Consider the following 17,949-nt stretch of genomic DNA (forward strand, 5'->3'; position numbering starts at 1 on the left):
ATGCGCGCCAGGGGTACGGCGAAGCCGGTCGAAGGTTGTACGCCAGATGGTCAAGAGACAGTAAAAATGTGAGAGTTCAACGAGTTCGGGGGCCTGTCCCGTGCCCCGGAGACCGGTCCCGGAGGCCGGCGGCCGGGGCGCGGCCGGGCCGGAGGTGCCCTCGCGGCCTGCGGCCTCGCCGTCTTGACCGCCTGACACCCCCGCGCGCACCGTCGGCCTGGGACCTGTCCTAATTCCGCCGCAGCAGCCGGGTGGCGCCCGCCGTCACCGTGGTCGCCAGCACCCAGCCCAGCAGCACCATCGCCGCCGCGAGCCACTGCCAGACGCCGTCGACCTGCCACTGGCTCGCCTGGTTCAGATCCACCACCGGCAGCAGCAGGTCGAGGACGAACAGGGAGGGGTTCCAGTCGGGGCGGTCGCCGGACCCGGCCGGCGGGCGGTCGGCGTGGGCGAAGGCCACCGAGCCGGCCGCCCACAGCACCGCCATCCACACCGCGGCCCGGCCGGGACGGTAGCCGTAGGCCACGGTGACGTCCTGGACGTAGCCCCACAGCTTGCCGGCCGGCGGCAGCGTCTGCCGGCGGCGGCGGTGCTTGGCCAGCAGCACCTCGCGCGCGTCCTCGTCCTCGCCGGCCTCCCGCAGCACCGCCGCCAGCCGCTCGTACGGCTCCGGGTTGTACTCCTCGGTGGCCGCCTCCACCCAGGCCAGGCGGGCGGTCAGCGGGAACGGGCCGCGAGGCACCAGGTTCTCGTAGACGAAGCCGTTCATCTGCAGTCCGCCGGGGCCGGGCCAGCTGCCGGCGCGGTCGACCAGGGTGGCGATGCGCGTCCCGGACAGCAGCACCCGGCCGCCCCGCGGCCGCTCGCACAGGAAACGCAGTTCCGGCGTCTGCACCCGGCGCAGGGACAGCTCCTGCGGTCCGACGAGGTCGAAGCGGGCGTGGCCGAGGTCCACCGCCTCGCCGAACCGTCCGTCGTCCAGCCGCACCCCGCCCCGGCAGGCGAAGGGCCGGAACAGCGTCCCGCGCTCGGGCGTCACCTGGCGCAGCGGCGGGCCGCCCACCCCGGCCGGGGTCAGGTACAGCGCGCGCCCGACCGTCAGCTGCGGCGCGTTGAGCGCGTACCGGCCGCAGGGGGCGGACAGCCGCGCGCCGCGCAGGCCGAGCGATGCGCCGATCGAGGCGCTGCGCAGACTGATCTCGCCGTGCGCCTGCAGCAGGTCCGCCTGGAGGTCCTGCCCGACCGTCAGCCCGTCCGCCGCGATGGACCGGCCGGTGCGGTCCCGGTCCACCACGGCCTGGTTGAGCAGCAGGTCCGTGCCGATCTGCGCGTCGGTCAGCCGTATGCCGCGCCGGATGCGGCACCGGGGTAAGTGCAGGTCGCCCTCGGTGTGCAGGCGGGCCGCCTCCAGGCGGGGCAGCGCGCAGTTCACCAGCCGTATGGTGGACAGCCGTGCCTCGGGCAGGCGCACCTCCTCGTCGAAGCGGCAGCCGTTCAGCTCCACGTACGGCACCACGGTGCCCCCGGCCAGGTCCACGGCGCCCTTGATCCGCAGCCCGGCCAGCTTCAGTGCCGCCACCCGCCCGGGCAGCGCCGGCGGCCCGTCCAGCAGCAGCCAGCACACGACACGCCCGCGCACCGTCCGTTCGGGTCCCCAGGGATGTCCGCCGTGCGGGTCGTCCACCGCGGGGTCCCCGCTGCGCAGGTCGTACACGCTGCCGTTGCGGAAGGCCTGCCACATCCCGGCCTCGACGGCGGTCAGGTCGTCCGGCAGGTCCCCGGCACGGGCGCCGGTAACCTCTGTCACGGTTCGTCCCTCTTCTCCTGTCTCCCTGTGAGTTCTGCCGCTTCGTACCATCGGTGATGCCCGCTGGGTGACGGTTGGAACGCGTTGCGTGAGGGGGATCGTCCGATTTCAGAGGAAGGCCGGAATACGCCTGTGGAGGGGTTCTGTATCAGCCACCGATACAGGTGAACGGGGCACGAGGGCCATCTGAGAGAATTGGAGACGTGATCTCCCGTATCGATCTGCGCGGCGGCGCCCTCCCCGAGGGTCCCGCCCTGCGCGACCTGCTGCCCCGAGCCGACTTCGACGTCGCGGCCGCCCTGGAGAAGGTGCGTCCGATCTGCGAGGCCGTGCATCATCGCGGCGACGCGGCGCTGATCGAGTTCGCCGAGCAGTTCGACGGCGTGCGGCTGGAATCCGTCCGGGTCCCGCGTCAGGCGCTGAAGGACGCGCTGGACCGCCTCGATCCGGACGTGCGTGCCGCCCTGGAGGAGTCCATCCGCCGCGCCCGGCTCGTCCACCGCGAACAGCGCCGCACCGCGCACACCACGCAGGTGGTGCCCGGCGGCTCGGTCACCGAGAAGTGGGTGCCGGTGCAGCGGGTCGGGCTGTACGCGCCCGGCGGCCGGTCGGTGTACCCGTCCTCCGTGGTCATGAACGCCGTGCCCGCCCAGGAGGCCGGTGTCGAGTCCGTCGCGCTCGCCTCCCCGGCCCAGGCCGAGTTCGGCGGGCTGCCGCACCCGACCATCCTCGCCGCCTGCGCCCTGCTCGGCGTGGACGAGGTGTACGCCGCGGGCGGCGCCACCGCCGTGGCGATGTTCGCCTACGGCACCGAGTCCTGCCCGCCCGTGACCATGGTCACCGGCCCCGGCAACATCTGGGTCGCGGCCGCCAAGCGGTACTTCACCGGCCGGATCGGCATCGACGCCGAGGCAGGCCCCACCGAGATCGCGATCCTCGCCGACTCCACCGCCGACCCGGTGCACGTCGCCGCCGACCTGATCAGCCAGGCCGAGCACGACCCGCTGGCCGCCGCGGTCCTGGTCACCGACTCCGCGGAGCTGGCCGACGCGGTCGAGAAGGAGCTGGAGCCGCAGGTCGCGGCCACCAAGCACGTCGAGGACCGGATCCGCCCGGCCCTGTCCGGCAAGCAGTCCGCGATCGTCCTGGTCGACGGGATCGAGGAGGGCCTGCGGGTGGTCGACGCCTACGGCGCCGAGCACCTGGAGATCCAGACCGCCGACGCCGCCGCGGTCGCCGACCGGGTGCACAACGCCGGCGCGATCTTCATCGGCCCCTGGGCGCCGGTCTCCCTCGGCGACTACGCGGCCGGCTCCAACCACGTCCTGCCCACCGGCGGCTGCGCCTGCCACTCCTCCGGCCTGTCCGTGCAGTCCTTCCTGCGCGGCATCCACATCGTCGACTACAGCCGCGACGCCCTCGCCGAGGTCGCCCACCACGTGGTGACGCTTGCGGAGGCCGAGGACCTCCCGGCCCACGGCGCGGCGGTCAAGGCGAGGTTCGGCTGGAAGGTACCCGAGAGCAAGTGAGCGACGTGCGGATCGACGACCTCCCCGTACGGGACGAGCTGCGCGGCACGTCCCCCTACGGCGCGCCCCAGCTGGACGTCCCCGTACGGCTGAACACCAACGAGAACCCCTACCCGCTGCCCGAGCCGCTGGTCGAGCGGATCGCCGAACGGGTGCGCGAGGCCGCCCGCGGCCTGAACCGCTACCCCGACCGGGACGCGGTGGAGCTGCGCACCGCGCTCGCCGCATACCTGACGCGCACCGGCGGTCACGAGGTCGGCCTGCGCAACGTCTGGGCCGCCAACGGGTCCAACGAGGTCATCCAGCAGCTGCTGCAGGCCTTCGGCGGCCCCGGCCGCACGGCGATGGGCTTCGAGCCGTCGTACTCGATGCACGCGCTCATCGCGCGTGGCACCGGCACCGGCTGGATCTCCGGCCCCCGCGACGAGGACTTCGCCATCGACCTCGCCGCCGCCGAGAAGGCGATCGCCGAGCACTGCCCGGACGTCGTCTTCATCACCACCCCCAACAACCCCACCGGCAACGCCGTCCCGCGCGAGACCGTCGTCGCGCTGTACGAGGCCGCGCAGGCGGCGAAGCCGTCGATGGTGATCGTCGACGAGGCCTACGTCGAGTTCAGCCACGGCTCCTCGCTGCTGCCGCTGCTCAAGGGCCGCCCGCACCTGGTGATCTCGCGCACCATGTCCAAGGCGTTCGGCGCGGCCGGACTGCGCCTGGGCTACCTCGCCGCGCACCCCGCCGTCGTGGACGCCGTGCAGCTGGTCCGGCTGCCCTACCACCTGTCCGCGATCACCCAGGTGACCGCGCTCGCGGCCCTGGAGCACACCGACACGCTGCTCGGCTACGTCGAGCAGCTCAAGCGGGAGCGGGACCGGCTGGCCGATGAGCTGCGCGCGATGGGCTACGAGGTCACCGCCTCGGACGCCAACTTCGTGCAGTTCGGCCGGTTCGCCGACGCCCACGAGGCCTGGCGGAAGATCCTCGACCGCGGCGTGCTCGTCCGGGACAACGGGGTGCCCGGACGGCTCAGGGTGACGGCCGGGACCCCGGCCGAGAACGACGCGTTCCTCGATGCGGTGCGCGAACTCAAGAAGGAAGTGGAGCTGAGCGGATGAGCCGCGTCGGGCGCGTGGAGCGCACCACCAAGGAGACCTCCGTCCTGGTCGAGATCGACCTCGACGGCACCGGCCGGACCGACATCGCCACCGGTGTCGGCTTCTTCGACCACATGCTCGACCAGCTCGGCCGGCACGGGCTGTTCGACCTGACCGTCAAGACCGACGGCGACCTGCACATCGACTCCCACCACACCATCGAGGACACCGCGCTGGCGCTGGGCGCCGCCTTCAAGCAGGCGCTCGGCGACAAGGTGGGCATCTACCGCTTCGGCACCTGCTCGGTCCCGCTGGACGAGTCCCTCGCCCAGGTCACCGTGGACCTCTCCGGCCGCCCCTACCTGGTGCACACCGAGCCGGAGAACATGGCGCCGATGATCGGCGAGTACGACACCACGATGACCCGGCACATCCTGGAGTCCTTCGTCGCCCAGGCCCAGGTCGCCCTGCACGTGCACGTGCCCTACGGCCGCAACGCCCACCACATCGTCGAGTGCCAGTTCAAGGCGCTGGCGCGGGCGCTGCGCTACGCCAGCGAGCGCGACCCGCGGGCGGTGGGCATCCTGCCCTCGACGAAGGGCGCCCTGTAAAAGAGATGAACGGTCTGTCCACCGCCCTGATCGTCATCGGTCTGTTCCTCGTCGGCGGCATCATCTCCTTCGTCCGGCAGCAGATGCCCAAGAGCATGATCATCCTGCTGTCGATCGGGGCCGTGATGTGCCTGGCCGCCGGCGTGATGCGGCTGGAGGTGTGGAGTTGAGCAGCGGCAACGCGGCCAAGAAGGTCGTCGTCTTCGACTACGGCTTCGGCAACGTCCGCTCCGCCGAGCGCGCGCTGGCCCGCACCGGCGCCCAGGTCGAGATCACCCGCGACTTCGACACGGCGATGAACGCCGACGGGCTGCTGGTGCCCGGCGTCGGCGCCTTCGCCGCCTGCATGCGCGGCCTCCGCCAGGCCCGCGGCGACTGGATCATCGACCGCCGGCTGTCCGGCGGGCGCCCCGTGATGGGCATCTGCGTCGGCATGCAGATCCTCTTCTCCCGCGGTATCGAGCACGGCGAGGAGACCGAGGGCCTGGAAGAGTGGCCCGGCACGGTCGGCCCGCTCGAGGCCGACGTGGTGCCCCACATGGGCTGGAACACCGTCGAGGCACCGGCCGACTCGGAGCTGTTCGCCGGCCTGGACGCCGACGCCCGCTTCTACTTCGTGCACTCCTACGCCGTCCACGACTGGCAGCTGGAGACGCACAACCTGGCGATGCACGCCCCAAAGGTGACCTGGGCGACCCACGGCAAGCCCTTCGTGGCCGCCGTGGAGAACGGCGTCCTGTGGGCCACCCAGTTCCACCCCGAGAAGTCCGGCGACGCCGGAGCGCAGCTGCTGAACAACTGGATCGGAACCCTGTGATGGCTTCGAAGCTCGAACTCCTCCCCGCCGTCGACGTCCGCGACGGCCAGGCCGTCCGGCTGGTGCACGGCGAGTCCGGGACGGAGACCTCCTACGGCTCCCCGCTCGAGGCGGCCCTGGCGTGGCAGCGCGCCGGCGCCGAGTGGCTGCACCTGGTCGACCTGGACGCCGCCTTCGGCACCGGGAACAACCGCGAGCTGATCGCCGAGGTCACCAAGGCCATGGACATCAAGGTGGAGCTGTCCGGCGGCATCCGCGACGACGACACCCTCGCCGCCGCCCTGGCCACCGGCTGCACCCGGGTCAACCTCGGCACCGCCGCCCTGGAGACCCCCGAGTGGGTCGCCCGGGTCATCGCCGAGCACGGCGACAAGATCGCCGTCGGTCTGGACGTGCGCGGCACCACCCTGCGCGGACGCGGCTGGACCCGCGACGGCGGCGACCTGTACGAGACGCTGGAGCGCCTGAACAAGGAGGGCTGCGCCCGCTACGTCGTCACCGACATCGCCAAGGACGGCACCCTCAAGGGCCCCAACCTCGAGCTGCTGAAGAACGTCTGCGCGGCGACGGACCGCCCGGTGGTGGCCTCCGGCGGCGTGTCCTCCCTCGACGACCTGCGCGCCATCGCCGAGCTGGTGCCGCTCGGTGTCGAGGGCGCCATCGTCGGGAAGGCGCTGTACGCGAAGGCGTTCACCCTCGAAGAGGCCCTGGAGGCTGTGTCGTCATGAGCGACGCCGTACGGCGGGTGCAAAGCGGAAGTCCTTGGGAAGCAAGTTTCGGTTTCGCACGCGCCGTCGCGGCGGGCGACCGGGTGCTGGTGGCCGGCACGTCGTCCTTCAAGGGCAGCGTGCTCTACGGCGAGGGCGACCCGTACGAGCAGGCCAGGGTGGCCTTCACCAGCGCCCTGGAGGCGATCGCCGAGTTCGGGCTCGGACCCGAGTCGGTGCTCAGGACCCGGATGTACCTGACCCACGCGCGCGACGTGGAGGCCGTGGGCCGCGCCCACAAGGAGCTGTTCGGCGCCGTGCGTCCGGCGGCGACCATGCTGGTCGTGGAGGGCTTCGTGGATCCGCGCATCCTGGTCGAAGTGGAACTGGAAGCATTCAGAGGAGCCGTGGATTCATGACCCTGGCGGTCCGAGTCATTCCCTGCCTGGACGTGGACGGCGGCCGGGTCGTCAAGGGAGTCAACTTCAAGAACCTGCGGGACGCGGGCGACCCCGTCGAGATGGCCAAGGTGTACGACGCCGAGGGCGCCGACGAGCTGACGTTCCTGGACATCACCGCGTCCTCGGGCAACCGCGAGACGACCTACGACGTGGTGCGGCGCACCGCCGAGCAGGTCTTCATCCCGCTCACCGTCGGCGGCGGCGTCCGCACGGCCGAGGACGTGGACAAGCTCCTGCGGGCCGGCGCCGACAAGGTCGGTGTCAACACCGCGGCGATCGCCCGCCCGGACCTGATCCGGGAGATCGCCGAGCGCTTCGGCCGCCAGGTCCTGGTGCTGTCGGTCGACGCCCGCCGCACCCCGTCGGGCGGCTTCGAGGTGACCACGCACGGCGGCCGCCGCGGCACCGGCATCGACGCCGTGGAGTGGGCGCACCGGGCGGCCGAGCTCGGCGCGGGCGAGATCCTGCTGAACTCCATGGACGCCGACGGCACCAAGGACGGCTACGACCTGGAGATGATCGCCGCCGTCCGCAAGCACGTGACCGTCCCCGTCATCGCCTCCGGCGGCGCCGGCAAGCTGGCCGACTTCCCGCCCGCCGTCGCCGCGGGCGCGGACGCGGTCCTGGCGGCCTCCGTGTTCCACTTCGGCGACCTGCGCATCGGCCAGGTCAAGGACACCCTGCGCCAGGCGGGTCACCCCGTCCGCTGACCCCGCCCGTGAGACGCACCGGTCACCTCGGGCCGGTCACCTGCCAGGCATGCCTTGGCTGATGCCGGGCCGGGGAGTGGCTGCCGGCCTGAGGGCCGCATCGCGTCGTTCCTTGTGGCCTGACGCCGGCTGTTCGCCACCGGCTTCACTCTTCGCGGTCAGCGCGGCCGTGTGCGGGCTCGGCGGCCTGGTCGCCCTGGGCGTCCCGGCGCTGCGCCGCGCCGAGCTGCCCTGAGGCCGGGCCGCCCCGCCGAGCCGAGCCGTTGTCAGAGGCCCAGCTGCCTGGTGTCCCGCACCGTGGTCACCGCGTCCGGCTCGCCCTCCAGCTCGACCCGGGCCACCCGTTGCCGGCCGAACGCGAACAGCAGCAGTTCCGAGGGTTCCCCGGTCACCGTCACCACCGGCGTGCCCCGGTGCGCCACGGCCGTCTGGCCGTCGGGCCGGCGCAGCACCAGGCCGGCCGGGACGCCCCGGCCCAGCAGCCGGGCCGTGCGCTCCAGGCGGGACCACAGGGTGTCCTGGAACACCGGGTCCAGCTCGCGCGGCGCCCAGTCCGGCTGGGCCCGCCGCACGTCCTCGGCGTGGATGTAGAACTCCACCGTGTTCGCCGCCTCGTCGACCTGCTTGAGCTGGAACGGCGAGAACCGCGGCGGACCGGTGCGGATCAGCCGGATCAGCTCCTCGTACGGCTTGGCCGCGTACTCGTGGAGCACCTTCTCCAGGCGGGCGGCGAGCGGCTTGATCAGCACGCCCCCGGCCGCGTCCGGGCGCCGCTCGCGCACCACCACGTGCGCGGCCAGATCACGGGTGCGCCAGCCCTCGCAGAGCGTCGGTGCGTCCGGGCCGGCGGTCTCCAAGAGGTCGGCGAGCAGCAGCCGTTCACGCTTGGCAAAGGTCGACATGACGTCAGCCTACGGCCACCCGGCGCGTCCGGACAGCCGACGCGGCGCCGTGTTGCCTGTGCCGCGCGGCACAATGGCACCCATGACCAGCACGTCCGGTAATCCCGCCCCCGATCCGGCGACTCCCGCCGCACGCCCCAGCGGCCTCGCCCCCGAGATCGCCGCCCGCCTCAAGCGCAGCGCCGACGGACTCCTGCCCGCGATCGCCCAGCAGTACGACACCGGAGAGGTGCTGATGCTCGGCTGGATGGACGACGAGGCGCTGCACCGCACCCTCACCACCGGCCGCTGCACCTACTGGTCGCGCAGCCGTCAGGAGTACTGGGTCAAGGGCGACACCTCCGGTCACGTCCAGTACGTCAAGTCCGTCGCCCTGGACTGCGACGGCGACACGGTGCTGGTCAAGGTCGACCAGGTCGGCGCCGCCTGCCACACCGGCGACCGCACCTGCTTCGACGCCGACGTCCTGCTGGCCAACGCCGCGGCCGGCCAGGCCGCACGGCAGTAGGGTCGGCCGCCATGGACCTCGAGACGTTCCGCAAACTCGCCACCGACCGCCGGGTCATCCCGGTCACCCGCAAACTCCTCGCCGACGGCGACACCCCCGTGGCGCTGTACCGCAAGCTCGCCGCCGAACGCCCCGGCACCTTCCTGCTCGAATCCGCGGAGAACGGACGCTCCTGGTCCCGTTACTCCTTCGTCGGCGTCCGCAGCGCCGCCACGCTCACCGAGCGGGAGGGCCGCACCCACTGGCTGGGCACCCCGCCGGTCGGTGTTCCCGTGGACGGCGACCCGCTGGCCGCGCTGCGGGCCACCCTCGAAGCGCTGCACACGCCCCGCGACCTCGCCCACGACCTGGGCCTGCCGCCCTTCACCGGTGGCATGGTCGGCTACCTCGGCTACGACATCGTGCGCCGCCTGGAGAAGATCGGCCCCGGTGAGCACGACGAGCTGAAGCTGCCCGAGCTGACCATGCTGCTCACCAGCGACCTCGCCGTCCTCGACCACTGGGACGGCACCGTGCTGCTGATCGCCAACGCGATCAACCACAACGACCTGGAGACCGGCGTCGACGAGGCCTGGGCCGACGCCGTCGCCCGCCTGGACGCGATGGAGGCCGACCTGTCCCGGCCCCTGACCCAGCAGGCCGTCGCCCTGCCGTCCAGCGAACTGCCCGAGTACACCGCCCGGTGGGGCGGCGAGGACTTCCGGGCGGCCGTGGAGGACGTCAAGGAACGCATCCGCGCGGGCGAGGCCTTCCAGGTCGTCCCCTCGCAGCGGTTCGAGACCCCGTGCACGGCGAGCGCCCTGGACGTCTACCGGGTCCTGCGGGCCACCAACCCCTCGCCCTACATGTACCTGTTCCGCTTCGACGGCTTCGACGTGGTCGGCTCCTCGCCCGAGGCCCTGGTCAAGGTCGAGGACGGGCAGGCGATGCTGCACCCCATCGCCGGCACCCGGCCGCGGGGCGCCACCGTGCAGGAGGACCAGGCGCTCGCCGAGGAACTCCTCGCCGACCCCAAGGAGCGCGCCGAGCACCTGATGCTCGTCGACCTGGGCCGCAACGACCTGGGCCGGGTCTGCGAGCCGGGCTCCGTCGAGGTCGTGGACTTCATGTCCATCGAGCGCTACTCGCACGTCATGCACATCGTCTCGACCGTCACCGGCCGGGTGGCCGCCGGCCGGACCGCCTTCGACGTGCTGACCGCCTGCTTCCCGGCGGGCACCCTCTCCGGGGCGCCCAAGCCGCGCGCGATGCAGATCATCGACGAGCTGGAGCCGTCGCGGCGCGGACTGTACGGCGGCTGCGTCGGCTACCTGGACTTCGCCGGCGACTCCGACACCGCCATCGCCATCCGCACCGCCCTGCTGCGCGACGGCACGGCCTACGTCCAGGCGGGCGCCGGCATCGTCGCCGACTCCGACCCGGTCGCCGAGGACACCGAGTGCCGCAACAAGGCGGCCGCCGTGCTGCGCGCGGTCCACACCGCCAACCGGCTCGGCGGCTGACCGCCGCACCGTGCCCCGCCCGCCGGGGTGGGGCACGTCTCACGGCCCCGGATGGGAATGCGGCCGGCCCGCACGCGATAGTGGAGTACGTGACAGCTGTACCTCACCCCCGTACCGAGGCCGCCGCCCCCGCCCGGACCGGCCGCCGGAGCCTCGCCGTCGCCCTGCTGTGCGGCGCGCTCGGCGCCGCCGTGGCACTGCTGGCCTCCCGGCAGCGCTGGGCGGAGGGCACCGCGGCGGTGGCCGGCGGCGCCTTCCCGCTGAGCGCCAAGGGCAGCGAGGTCACGGGCGTGCCCGCGGCCCTCGCCGTCGTGGGCCTGGCCGCCCTGGTCGCCGTCTTCGCCGTCCGCCGCGCGGGCCGGGTGCTGGTCGCCTTGCTGCTCGCGCTCTCCGGCGCCGGCACCGTCGCCGCGGCCGTCTCCGGCGCCGGCGACAGCAGCGCACTGGACGAGAAGGCCGCCCAGGCCTCCGGCGACACCGCCGCGACCGCCGCCGCGCTCACCCACACCGGCTGGCCCTACGTCGCCGCCGCGGGCGGGGTGCTCATCCTGCTCGCCGGGCTGCTCGCCCTGCGCTACGGCCGGCGGTGGCCGGCCATGTCCGGCCGCTACGAGCGGGCCGGGACCACGCCCCGCACCCGCCGGGCCCGCCCGGTCGACCCCGACCGCCCCGAGGAGCTGTGGAAGGCCCTCGACCGCGGCGAGGACCCCACCGAGCGCGCCTGAGCGCATCCCGCGCCGCGAGGGTACCCGCAGCCCGCCACCGCCCGGCCCTGCGGGCCCCAGCAGCCACCCCCGCTCACACCCGTGCCGGGCGTACGGGACAATGGACCCGGAGCGTCCGGCTCAGACACAACACAGCAACGAGGAGCAAGTCATGGCGGGCAGCAGCCACGGTCACACCCCGGCCGCCTGGACCGGTGTCATCATCGCCTTCATCGGTTTCTGCGTCGCGGGCGTCTGCATGGTGGGAGCCCAGCCGGTCGGCTTCTGGGTCGGCATGGGCATCGTGCTGCTCGGCGGTGTCGTCGGCGGCATCATGCGCAAGATGGGCCTGGGCCAGAAGAACGAGCACCCCGTGCACCAGCTCGCCGGGCAGCAGGCCGCCGAGCAGCGCGAGCCGGCCACCGCCAAGAACTGAGCGGCACCGTCCGGCGGACCCGTGCGACGACGGCGGGGTCCGCCACGACCGACGGACGAGGGGCGGCAGGTGCCGCCCCTCACGCGCACCCGCCGGCGCCGCGCGGCACAATGCGAGCGTGAACGCCGACCTTCCGCGCACGCCACCCGCCCCGGCCCCCGTCCCGCACCCGGGGACCGGGTACGCCGCCGGCGTGGCCGTACCGGTGCGGCACCGCTCCCTCCTGGCCCGCCTCGCCCCGCCCGCCGGGACGCTGGCCGCGGTGGCCGCCGCCTTCGCCTACGTCGGGACGGTGGACCCCAACGAGCCCGGCCACTACCCGGTGTGCCCGCTGCTGCACTTCACCGGCCTGTACTGCCCCGGCTGCGGCGGACTGCGCAGCGCCCACGCCGTCGCCCACGGCGACCTCATCGCGGCCCTGCACGACAACGCCCTGGCCGTCGCCGGCTACGCGGTCTTCGCCGTCGGGTGGGTGCTGTGGACGGCGGCGGCGGTGCGCGGACGGCCGGCCTCCCGGCTCGTGCCGTCCACCGCCCAGCTGTGGTGCGCGGGCGTGCTCGCCGCCGTCTTCACCGTTGTCCGGAACCTGCCGTTCGGTGGCTGGCTCCACCCTTGACCGACCGGCACCGGTCCAGGTGGTGGGACCGGGGCGGGCGGATGCGGGGCCGGACGCCCGCTGCGGATACCATCGCAGTGACCACCGGTTTCCGGCCGCCTGATCCAGCGGGTCCCCACGATCTTCTCGTCGACGGGCGCCGCCGGGGACACACGGTCCGCTGGAACGTCCCACCGTCTGGAAGGGGGCCGCTCGCGTGAGTGTGCTCGACGAGATCATCGACGGAGTCCGCGCCGACCTTGCTGAGCGGCAGGCACGCGTCAGCCTCGACGAGCTCAAGGAGCGCGCGGCCAAGGCCCCGACCCCCAAGGACGGGGCGGCGGCGCTCAAGGGCGACGGCGTCCGGGTGATCTGCGAGGTCAAGCGCTCCAGCCCGTCCAAGGGCGCGCTGGCCGCGATCGCCGACCCGGCCGGGCTGGCCGCGGACTACGAGGCCGGCGGCGCGGCCGTCATCTCCGTGCTCACCGAGCAGCGGCGCTTCGGCGGCTCGCTCGCCGACCTGGAGGCGGTGCGCGCCCGCGTGGACATCCCGGTGCTGCGCAAGGACTTCATCGTCACCTCCTACCAGCTGTGGGAGGCCCGGGCCTACGGCGCCGACCTCGCCCTGCTGATCGTCGCCGCCCTCGACCAGCCGGCCCTGGAGTCGCTGATCGAGCGCGCCGAGTCCATCGGGCTCACCCCGCTCGTCGAGGCCCACGACGAGGAGGAGGTCGAGCGGGCGGTGGCCGCCGGCGCCCGGGTCATCGGCGTCAACGCGCGCAACCTGAAGACCCTGGAGGTCGACCGCGGCACCTTCGAGCGGGTGGCCCCGGAGATCCCCGACGGCATCGTCAAGGTCGCCGAGTCCGGCGTGCGCGGCCCGCACGACCTGATCGCCTACGCCAACGCCGGCGCCGACGCCGTCCTGGTGGGCGAGTCGCTGGTCACCGGCCGCGACCCGAAGGCCGCGGTCGCCGACCTGGTGGCCGCCGGAGCCCATCCGGCGCTGCGGCAGGGACGTGGCTGAGACCCCGGTAGAGTTGGGCCCGATGACGCTTCCGATCACCGTGACGGCCACGGACCGCCACGCCCGCCTCGCGCGCGGCTGCCGGCCCCGTGGCTGCCGCGCGCCCGCGCGCCGGGTGCACGGACGGCGCGTGCGCTACGTCATCGGTGACGAGCCGGGCCAGGTCAACGGCATGCGATGGCACAGCCCCGCGGGGCGCGGGGCTGTGCCGTGCGCGTGCGGAGCAGACCGCACGGGCGTACGGCGACCACGGACGGCGCGCGTAGCCGGCTGACATCCCCGGCCCCACGGCGACTGGTATCCACAGCACTCACCGTGAGGTTTCCGCATGCCCAGCGAGTTCTTCATCCCCGATCCCGAGGGGCAGGTGCCCAGCGCCGAGGGCTACTTCGGCGCCTTCGGCGGCAAGTTCATCCCCGAGGCGCTCGTCGCCGCCGTGGACGAGGTCGCCGTCGCGTACGACAAGGCCAAGGCCGACCCGGAGTTCGCCCGTGAGCTGGACGAGCTGCTCGTCCACTACACCGGCCGGCCCAGCCCCCTGACCGAGGTGCCGCGGTTCGCCGAGCACGCCGGCGGCGCCCGGGTGTTCCTCAAGCGCGAGGACCTCAACCACACCGGCTCGCACAAGATCAACAACGTGCTCGGCCAGGCGCTGCTCACCCAGCGCATGGGCAAGACCCGCGTGATCGCCGAGACCGGCGCCGGCCAGCACGGCGTGGCCACCGCCACCGCCTGCGCGCTGTTCGGGCTGGACTGCACGATCTACATGGGCGAGATCGATACGAAGCGCCAGGCCCTGAACGTGGCCCGGATGCGCATGCTCGGCGCCGAGGTCGTGGCCGTGAAGTCCGGCAGCCGCACTCTGAAGGACGCCATCAACGAGGCGTTCCGCGACTGGGTCGCCAACGTCGACCACACCCACTACCTGTTCGGCACCGTCGCCGGCCCGCACCCCTTCCCGGCGATGGTCCGCGACTTCCACCGGGTCATCGGCGTCGAGGCCCGCCGCCAGATCCTCGAGCGCGCCGGCCGCCTCCCGGACGCCGCCGTCGCCTGCGTGGGCGGCGGCTCCAACGCCATCGGCCTGTTCCACGCGTTCATCCGGGACGAGGGCGTGCGCCTGATCGGCTGCGAGCCCGCCGGCCACGGCCTCGACACCGGCGAGCACGCGGCCACCCTGACCGCGGGCGAGCCGGGCATCCTGCACGGCTCCCGCTCCTACGTGCTGCAGGACGACGAGGGCCAGATCACCGAGCCGTACTCCATCTCGGCCGGCCTGGACTACCCGGGCATCGGCCCGGAGCACGCCTACCTGAAGGACTCCGGCCGCGGCGAGTACCGTGCGGTCACCGACGACGAGGCGATGCAGGCGCTGCGCCTGCTGTCGCGGACCGAGGGCATCATCCCGGCCATCGAGAGCGCCCACGCGCTGGCCGGCGCCCTGCAGGTCGGCCGTGAGCTGGGCCCCGACGGGCTGATCGTGGTCAACCTCTCCGGCCGCGGCGACAAGGACATGGACACCGCCGCCCGCTACTTCGGCCTGTACGACACCGACGCCGAGGTGGCCGCCGACGCCGCCGACACCGCCGAGACCGAGGGGGACGCCCAGTGAGCGGGAACATCCAGGTGCTGTCCGACACCCTCGCCGCGGCGAAGGCCGAGGGACGCTCCGCGCTCATCGCCTACCTGCCGGCCGGGTTCCCGACCGTGGACGGCGGCATCGAGGCGATCAAGGCCGTCTTCGACGGCGGTGCCGACGTGGTCGAGGTGGGCCTGCCGCACAGCGACCCGGTCCTGGACGGCCCGGTCATCCAGACCGCCGACGACATCGCGCTGCGCGGCGGCGTGCGGATCGCCGACGTGCTGCGCACGGTCCGCGAGGCGCACGCGGCCACCGGCAAGCCGGTGCTGGTGATGACCTACTGGAACCCGGTCGACCGCTACGGCGTCGAGCGCTTCACCGCCCAACTGGCCGAGGCGGGCGGCGCCGGCTGCATCCTGCCCGACCTGCCCGTGCAGGAGTCGGCGCTGTGGCGGGAGCACGCCGAGAAGCACGGTCTGGCCACCGTCTTCGTCGTCGCGCCCAGCAGCAAGGACGAGCGGCTCGCCGAGATCACCGCGGCCGGCTCCGGCTTCGTCTACGCCGCCTCCCTGATGGGCGTCACCGGCACCCGCGAGAAGGTCGGCGCGCAAGCGCAGGACCTGGTGCGGCGCACCCGGGCCACCGGCACGAAGCTGCCGGTGTGCGTGGGCCTCGGCGTCTCCAACCGCGCCCAGGCCGCCGAGGTCGCCGGCTTCGCCGACGGGGTGATCGTGGGCTCGGCGTTCGTCAAGCGCATGCTGGACGCCCCGGACCTCGCGGCGGGCATCGAGGCCGTCCGCGCCCTCGCGGGCGAGCTGGCCGAGGGAGTGCGCGGCCGCGCCTGAGACGTGCACGACCCGCGCACGGACGGTGCGCGGGTCGCCGCCCGGAACCGTCGCATCACCCGAAGGGGTGGAGAACGACACGGGGAGACGCGGGGCGCCTCCCCGGCTCGTTCTGGTGGTGTGAGCGCAAAGAATCATGACGCACAGCGCACCGCCCGGCAGCGGCTGGCGGCCGAGCGCGAGAAGCAGAAGGCCGCACAGCGGCGGCGGCGCACCCTGATCGTGGGCGTCACCGTGGTCTGCGTGCTGGCCCTGGCCACGGTGATCGGCCTGATCGCGGCCAACGCGGGCAAGAAGGGGACGACCAGCAGCGGCCCGGTCGTGGCGCCCTCCGGTGCCCAGGGCAAGGACAGCCTCGCCGTTCCGGTCGGCAAGGACGGCGCCGGGTCGACGCTCACCGTGTGGGAGGACTTCCGCTGCCCGGCCTGCCGTGCCTTCGAGACCGTGTACCGGCCGGTGATCCACGAGCTGACCGCCTCCGGCAAGCTCCGGGTGGAGTACCACCTGGTCCGGCTGATCGACCACAACGTCGGCGGCACCGGCTCGCTGCGCGCGGCCAACGCCGCGGCCTGCGCCCAGGACGCCGGGAAGTTCCCCGCGTACCACGACGTGCTGTTCGACAACCAGCCCAAGGAGACCGAGGACGCCTTCGCGAGCAACGACAAGCTGATGCAGCTCGCGGGCAAGGTCCCCGGCCTGGACACCCCCGCCTTCCGCGCCTGCGTGGACGACGGCACGCACGACGCCTGGGTGGACAAGTCCCACCAGGCCTTCCAGGACGGCCGCTTCTCCGGCACGCCGACGGTCCTGCTGGGCGGCAAGAACATCGCCCAGGACGCGTCGATGACCCCGGACAAGCTCAAGCAGATGGTCGAGAAGGCCGCCGGGCGATGAGGCGGGCCGCGATGCGCCGGGCGCACGAAGAACAGGGACGCGGACCGGGCGCCGCTCGCGGCCGGGCCGCCCGTTATGGACCCGTAGCCGGGCCGCGAGCCGTGGGCCCGTCCGGGCTGCGGTAGCGTCGACCCTGCCATGGAACTTGCCTACATTCCCAGCCCCTCGCGCGGGGTGCTGTACCTCGGACCGATTCCGCTGCGCGGCTACGCGTTCTGCATCATCATCGGCGTCTTCCTCGCCGTCTGGCTCGGCAACCGGCGCTGGATCGCCCGGGGCGGGCGGGCCGGCACGGTGGCCGACATCGCGGTCTGGGCTGTGCCGTTCGGCCTGGTCGGCGGCCGGCTGTACCACGTGATCACGGACTACGAGCTGTACTTCGGCGAGGGCCGTGACTGGGTGGACGCCTTCAAGGTGTGGGAGGGCGGCCTCGGCATCTGGGGCGCGATCACCCTCGGCGCGCTCGGCGCCTGGATCGGCGCGCGCCGGCGCGGCATCCCGATGCCCGCCTACGCGGACGCCGTCGCGCCGGGCATCGCCTTCGCGCAGGCCATCGGCCGCTGGGGCAACTGGTTCAACCAGGAGCTGTACGGGCGACAGACGGACGTTCCCTGGGCGCTGCACATCACCTCGGCGGCCGACGGCCGTGTCCCCGGGTACTACCACCCGACGTTCCTGTACGAGTCGCTGTGGTGCATCGGGGTCGGTCTGCTGGTCCTGTGGGCCGACCGCCGCTTCCGGCTGGGCCACGGCCGGGCCTTCGCGCTGTACGTCGCCGCGTACTGCGTGGGCCGCGGCTGGATCGAGTACATGCGCGTCGACGACGCCCACCACATCCTGGGCCTGCGGCTGAACGACTGGACCGCGATGCTGGTCTTCCTGCTCGCGGTGGCCTACCTGGTGGTGTCGGCCCGGCTGCGGCCGGGCCGGGAGACCGAGGTCGAGCCGGGTGCGGACGGCACCGGGGAACCGGCGGGCACACCGGAACAGAAGGAGCGGAAGGCCGACGGGGCCGGGTCCGCGGACGGCGGCAGCCGGGACGGTGCGGGCAAGGACGGCACCGGCCGGAAGGGCGCGGCCGGCGGCGGCACAGGCCGCGAGGCCGGGCTGACGGACGGCGCCGGGTCGGCGACGAGGGGCTGAGCGGGCCGGGCCGTAGTCGGCCGCCGCATTCCATGCGCACGTGAGGGCGCCTCTGGGAGCAGGGGCGCCCTTCGT

The 17,949-nt window shown here is 73.4% G+C and carries 22 protein-coding genes; 20 read left to right on the plus strand and 2 right to left on the minus strand.

Going from position 1 to position 17,949, the window contains the following annotated elements; translation table 11 throughout:
• Positions 1 to 229: 229 nt before the first annotated feature.
• Positions 230 to 1,807, minus strand: a complete 1,578-nt coding sequence (locus IE286_RS04180) for an oxidoreductase (RefSeq protein ID WP_189795223.1) — start codon at positions 1,805 to 1,807, stop codon at positions 230 to 232.
• A 203-nt stretch (positions 1,808 to 2,010) separates the two neighbouring features.
• Here IE286_RS04180 and hisD point away from each other — a divergent pair, with 203 nt between their 5' ends.
• The 9 genes from hisD (at position 2,011) to IE286_RS27570 (ending at position 7,971) form a co-directional block, all read left to right on the plus strand.
• Positions 2,011 to 3,336 carry a histidinol dehydrogenase gene (gene hisD, locus IE286_RS04185; protein ID WP_189795224.1) on the plus strand — a complete coding sequence of 442 codons (1,326 nt, stop codon included), beginning with the start codon at positions 2,011 to 2,013 and terminating at the stop codon, positions 3,334 to 3,336.
• Positions 3,333 to 4,451: a histidinol-phosphate transaminase gene (locus IE286_RS04190; protein WP_189795225.1), complete on the plus strand. Its 1,119-nt coding sequence runs from the start codon at positions 3,333 to 3,335 to the stop codon at positions 4,449 to 4,451. The genes hisD and IE286_RS04190 overlap by 4 nt, the downstream gene beginning before the upstream one ends.
• Positions 4,448 to 5,041 (plus strand): imidazoleglycerol-phosphate dehydratase HisB, encoded by a 594-nt coding sequence (gene hisB / locus IE286_RS04195; protein ID WP_189795226.1) that lies wholly within the window; start codon positions 4,448 to 4,450, stop codon positions 5,039 to 5,041. Before IE286_RS04190 ends, hisB begins: the two co-directional genes overlap by 4 nt.
• 5 nt (positions 5,042 to 5,046) lie before the next feature.
• Positions 5,047 to 5,211, plus strand: coding sequence for a CG2302 family histidine operon protein (locus IE286_RS04200; RefSeq protein ID WP_189795227.1), 165 nt, complete (start codon positions 5,047 to 5,049; stop codon positions 5,209 to 5,211).
• On the plus strand, positions 5,202 to 5,858 hold the full coding sequence (gene hisH, locus IE286_RS04205) for an imidazole glycerol phosphate synthase subunit HisH (RefSeq protein ID WP_189795228.1): 657 nt from the start codon (positions 5,202 to 5,204) through the stop codon (positions 5,856 to 5,858). Before IE286_RS04200 ends, hisH begins: the two co-directional genes overlap by 10 nt.
• Entirely contained in the window at positions 5,858 to 6,586 is a 729-nt protein-coding gene (gene priA / locus IE286_RS04210; protein ID WP_189795229.1) for a bifunctional 1-(5-phosphoribosyl)-5-((5-phosphoribosylamino)methylideneamino)imidazole-4-carboxamide isomerase/phosphoribosylanthranilate isomerase PriA, read from the plus strand. Before hisH ends, priA begins: the two co-directional genes overlap by 1 nt.
• The gene (locus IE286_RS04215; RefSeq protein WP_189795230.1) at positions 6,583 to 6,984 is read left to right on the plus strand and encodes a RidA family protein; all 402 of its coding nucleotides are present in this window, start codon (positions 6,583 to 6,585) and stop codon (positions 6,982 to 6,984) included. Before priA ends, IE286_RS04215 begins: the two co-directional genes overlap by 4 nt.
• Positions 6,981 to 7,736: an imidazole glycerol phosphate synthase subunit HisF gene (hisF, locus tag IE286_RS04220; RefSeq protein ID WP_189795231.1), complete on the plus strand. Its 756-nt coding sequence runs from the start codon at positions 6,981 to 6,983 to the stop codon at positions 7,734 to 7,736. The genes IE286_RS04215 and hisF overlap by 4 nt, the downstream gene beginning before the upstream one ends.
• Before the next feature lie 112 nt (positions 7,737 to 7,848).
• Positions 7,849 to 7,971, plus strand: a complete 123-nt coding sequence (locus IE286_RS27570; protein WP_267969082.1) for a hypothetical protein — start codon at positions 7,849 to 7,851, stop codon at positions 7,969 to 7,971.
• Between the two features lie 31 nt (positions 7,972 to 8,002).
• On the opposite strand, the gene IE286_RS04225 is transcribed toward IE286_RS27570, so the two are convergent.
• Positions 8,003 to 8,638, minus strand: a complete 636-nt coding sequence (locus tag IE286_RS04225) for a TIGR03085 family metal-binding protein (RefSeq protein WP_189795232.1) — start codon at positions 8,636 to 8,638, stop codon at positions 8,003 to 8,005.
• Positions 8,639 to 8,720: 82 nt separating this feature from the next.
• Here IE286_RS04225 and hisI point away from each other — a divergent pair, with 82 nt between their 5' ends.
• The 11 genes from hisI (at position 8,721) to lgt (ending at position 17,874) form a co-directional block, all read left to right on the plus strand.
• Complete coding sequence (hisI, locus tag IE286_RS04230; protein ID WP_189795233.1) at positions 8,721 to 9,146, plus strand: phosphoribosyl-AMP cyclohydrolase; 426 nt, start codon at positions 8,721 to 8,723, stop codon at positions 9,144 to 9,146.
• Positions 9,147 to 9,157: 11 nt separating this feature from the next.
• A complete protein-coding gene (locus IE286_RS04235; protein ID WP_189795234.1) occupies positions 9,158 to 10,648 on the plus strand; it encodes an anthranilate synthase component I in 1,491 nt (496 codons plus the stop codon).
• A gap of 80 nt (positions 10,649 to 10,728) precedes the next feature.
• On the plus strand, positions 10,729 to 11,373 hold the full coding sequence (locus tag IE286_RS04240; RefSeq protein ID WP_189795235.1) for a TIGR02234 family membrane protein: 645 nt from the start codon (positions 10,729 to 10,731) through the stop codon (positions 11,371 to 11,373).
• 151 nt (positions 11,374 to 11,524) lie between these two features.
• On the plus strand, positions 11,525 to 11,788 hold the full coding sequence (locus IE286_RS04245) for an HGxxPAAW family protein (protein WP_189795236.1): 264 nt from the start codon (positions 11,525 to 11,527) through the stop codon (positions 11,786 to 11,788).
• Positions 11,789 to 11,981: 193 nt separating this feature from the next.
• Positions 11,982 to 12,404 carry a DUF2752 domain-containing protein gene (locus IE286_RS04250; protein ID WP_189795431.1) on the plus strand — a complete coding sequence of 141 codons (423 nt, stop codon included), beginning with the start codon at positions 11,982 to 11,984 and terminating at the stop codon, positions 12,402 to 12,404.
• Between the two features lie 196 nt (positions 12,405 to 12,600).
• A complete protein-coding gene (gene trpC, locus IE286_RS04255; RefSeq protein WP_189795237.1) occupies positions 12,601 to 13,410 on the plus strand; it encodes an indole-3-glycerol phosphate synthase TrpC in 810 nt (269 codons plus the stop codon).
• Between the two features lie 22 nt (positions 13,411 to 13,432).
• A complete protein-coding gene (gene trpM, locus IE286_RS27845; protein ID WP_372462490.1) occupies positions 13,433 to 13,684 on the plus strand; it encodes a tryptophan biosynthesis modulator TrpM in 252 nt (83 codons plus the stop codon).
• 54 nt (positions 13,685 to 13,738) lie between these two features.
• On the plus strand, positions 13,739 to 15,022 hold the full coding sequence (gene trpB / locus IE286_RS04260; RefSeq protein ID WP_189795238.1) for a tryptophan synthase subunit beta: 1,284 nt from the start codon (positions 13,739 to 13,741) through the stop codon (positions 15,020 to 15,022).
• The gene (gene trpA, locus IE286_RS04265) at positions 15,019 to 15,837 is read left to right on the plus strand and encodes a tryptophan synthase subunit alpha (RefSeq protein WP_189795239.1); all 819 of its coding nucleotides are present in this window, start codon (positions 15,019 to 15,021) and stop codon (positions 15,835 to 15,837) included. Before trpB ends, trpA begins: the two co-directional genes overlap by 4 nt.
• Positions 15,838 to 15,957: 120 nt before the next feature.
• On the plus strand, positions 15,958 to 16,731 hold the full coding sequence (locus IE286_RS04270) for a DsbA family protein (RefSeq protein WP_189795240.1): 774 nt from the start codon (positions 15,958 to 15,960) through the stop codon (positions 16,729 to 16,731).
• Between the two features lie 138 nt (positions 16,732 to 16,869).
• Positions 16,870 to 17,874 (plus strand): prolipoprotein diacylglyceryl transferase, encoded by a 1,005-nt coding sequence (gene lgt / locus IE286_RS04275; protein WP_189795241.1) that lies wholly within the window; start codon positions 16,870 to 16,872, stop codon positions 17,872 to 17,874.
• The last annotated feature ends 75 nt before the right edge of the window (positions 17,875 to 17,949 follow it).

The sequence above is a fragment of the Streptomyces thermodiastaticus genome, assembly GCF_014656135.1.
Lineage (GTDB): Bacteria > Actinomycetota > Actinomycetes > Streptomycetales > Streptomycetaceae > Streptomyces > Streptomyces thermodiastaticus.

What these genes read in the sequence shown, in the direction of transcription:
- hisB (WP_189795226.1), top strand. Translation starts at nt 4,448, where the DNA reads ATGAGCCGCGTCGGGCGCGTGGAGCGCACCACCAAGGAGACCTCCGTC.
- IE286_RS04200 (WP_189795227.1), top strand. Translation starts at nt 5,047, where the DNA reads ATGAACGGTCTGTCCACCGCCCTGATCGTCATCGGTCTGTTCCTCGTC.
- priA (WP_189795229.1), top strand. Translation starts at nt 5,858, where the DNA reads ATGGCTTCGAAGCTCGAACTCCTCCCCGCCGTCGACGTCCGCGACGGC.
- IE286_RS04215 (WP_189795230.1), top strand. Translation starts at nt 6,583, where the DNA reads ATGAGCGACGCCGTACGGCGGGTGCAAAGCGGAAGTCCTTGGGAAGCA.
- hisF (WP_189795231.1), top strand. Translation starts at nt 6,981, where the DNA reads ATGACCCTGGCGGTCCGAGTCATTCCCTGCCTGGACGTGGACGGCGGC.
- IE286_RS04225 (WP_189795232.1), bottom strand. Translation starts at nt 8,638, where the DNA reads ATGTCGACCTTTGCCAAGCGTGAACGGCTGCTGCTCGCCGACCTCTTG.
- hisI (WP_189795233.1), top strand. Translation starts at nt 8,721, where the DNA reads ATGACCAGCACGTCCGGTAATCCCGCCCCCGATCCGGCGACTCCCGCC.
- IE286_RS04235 (WP_189795234.1), top strand. Translation starts at nt 9,158, where the DNA reads ATGGACCTCGAGACGTTCCGCAAACTCGCCACCGACCGCCGGGTCATC.
- IE286_RS04245 (WP_189795236.1), top strand. Translation starts at nt 11,525, where the DNA reads ATGGCGGGCAGCAGCCACGGTCACACCCCGGCCGCCTGGACCGGTGTC.
- trpM (WP_372462490.1), top strand. Translation starts at nt 13,433, where the DNA reads ATGACGCTTCCGATCACCGTGACGGCCACGGACCGCCACGCCCGCCTC.
- trpB (WP_189795238.1), top strand. Translation starts at nt 13,739, where the DNA reads ATGCCCAGCGAGTTCTTCATCCCCGATCCCGAGGGGCAGGTGCCCAGC.
- lgt (WP_189795241.1), top strand. Translation starts at nt 16,870, where the DNA reads ATGGAACTTGCCTACATTCCCAGCCCCTCGCGCGGGGTGCTGTACCTC.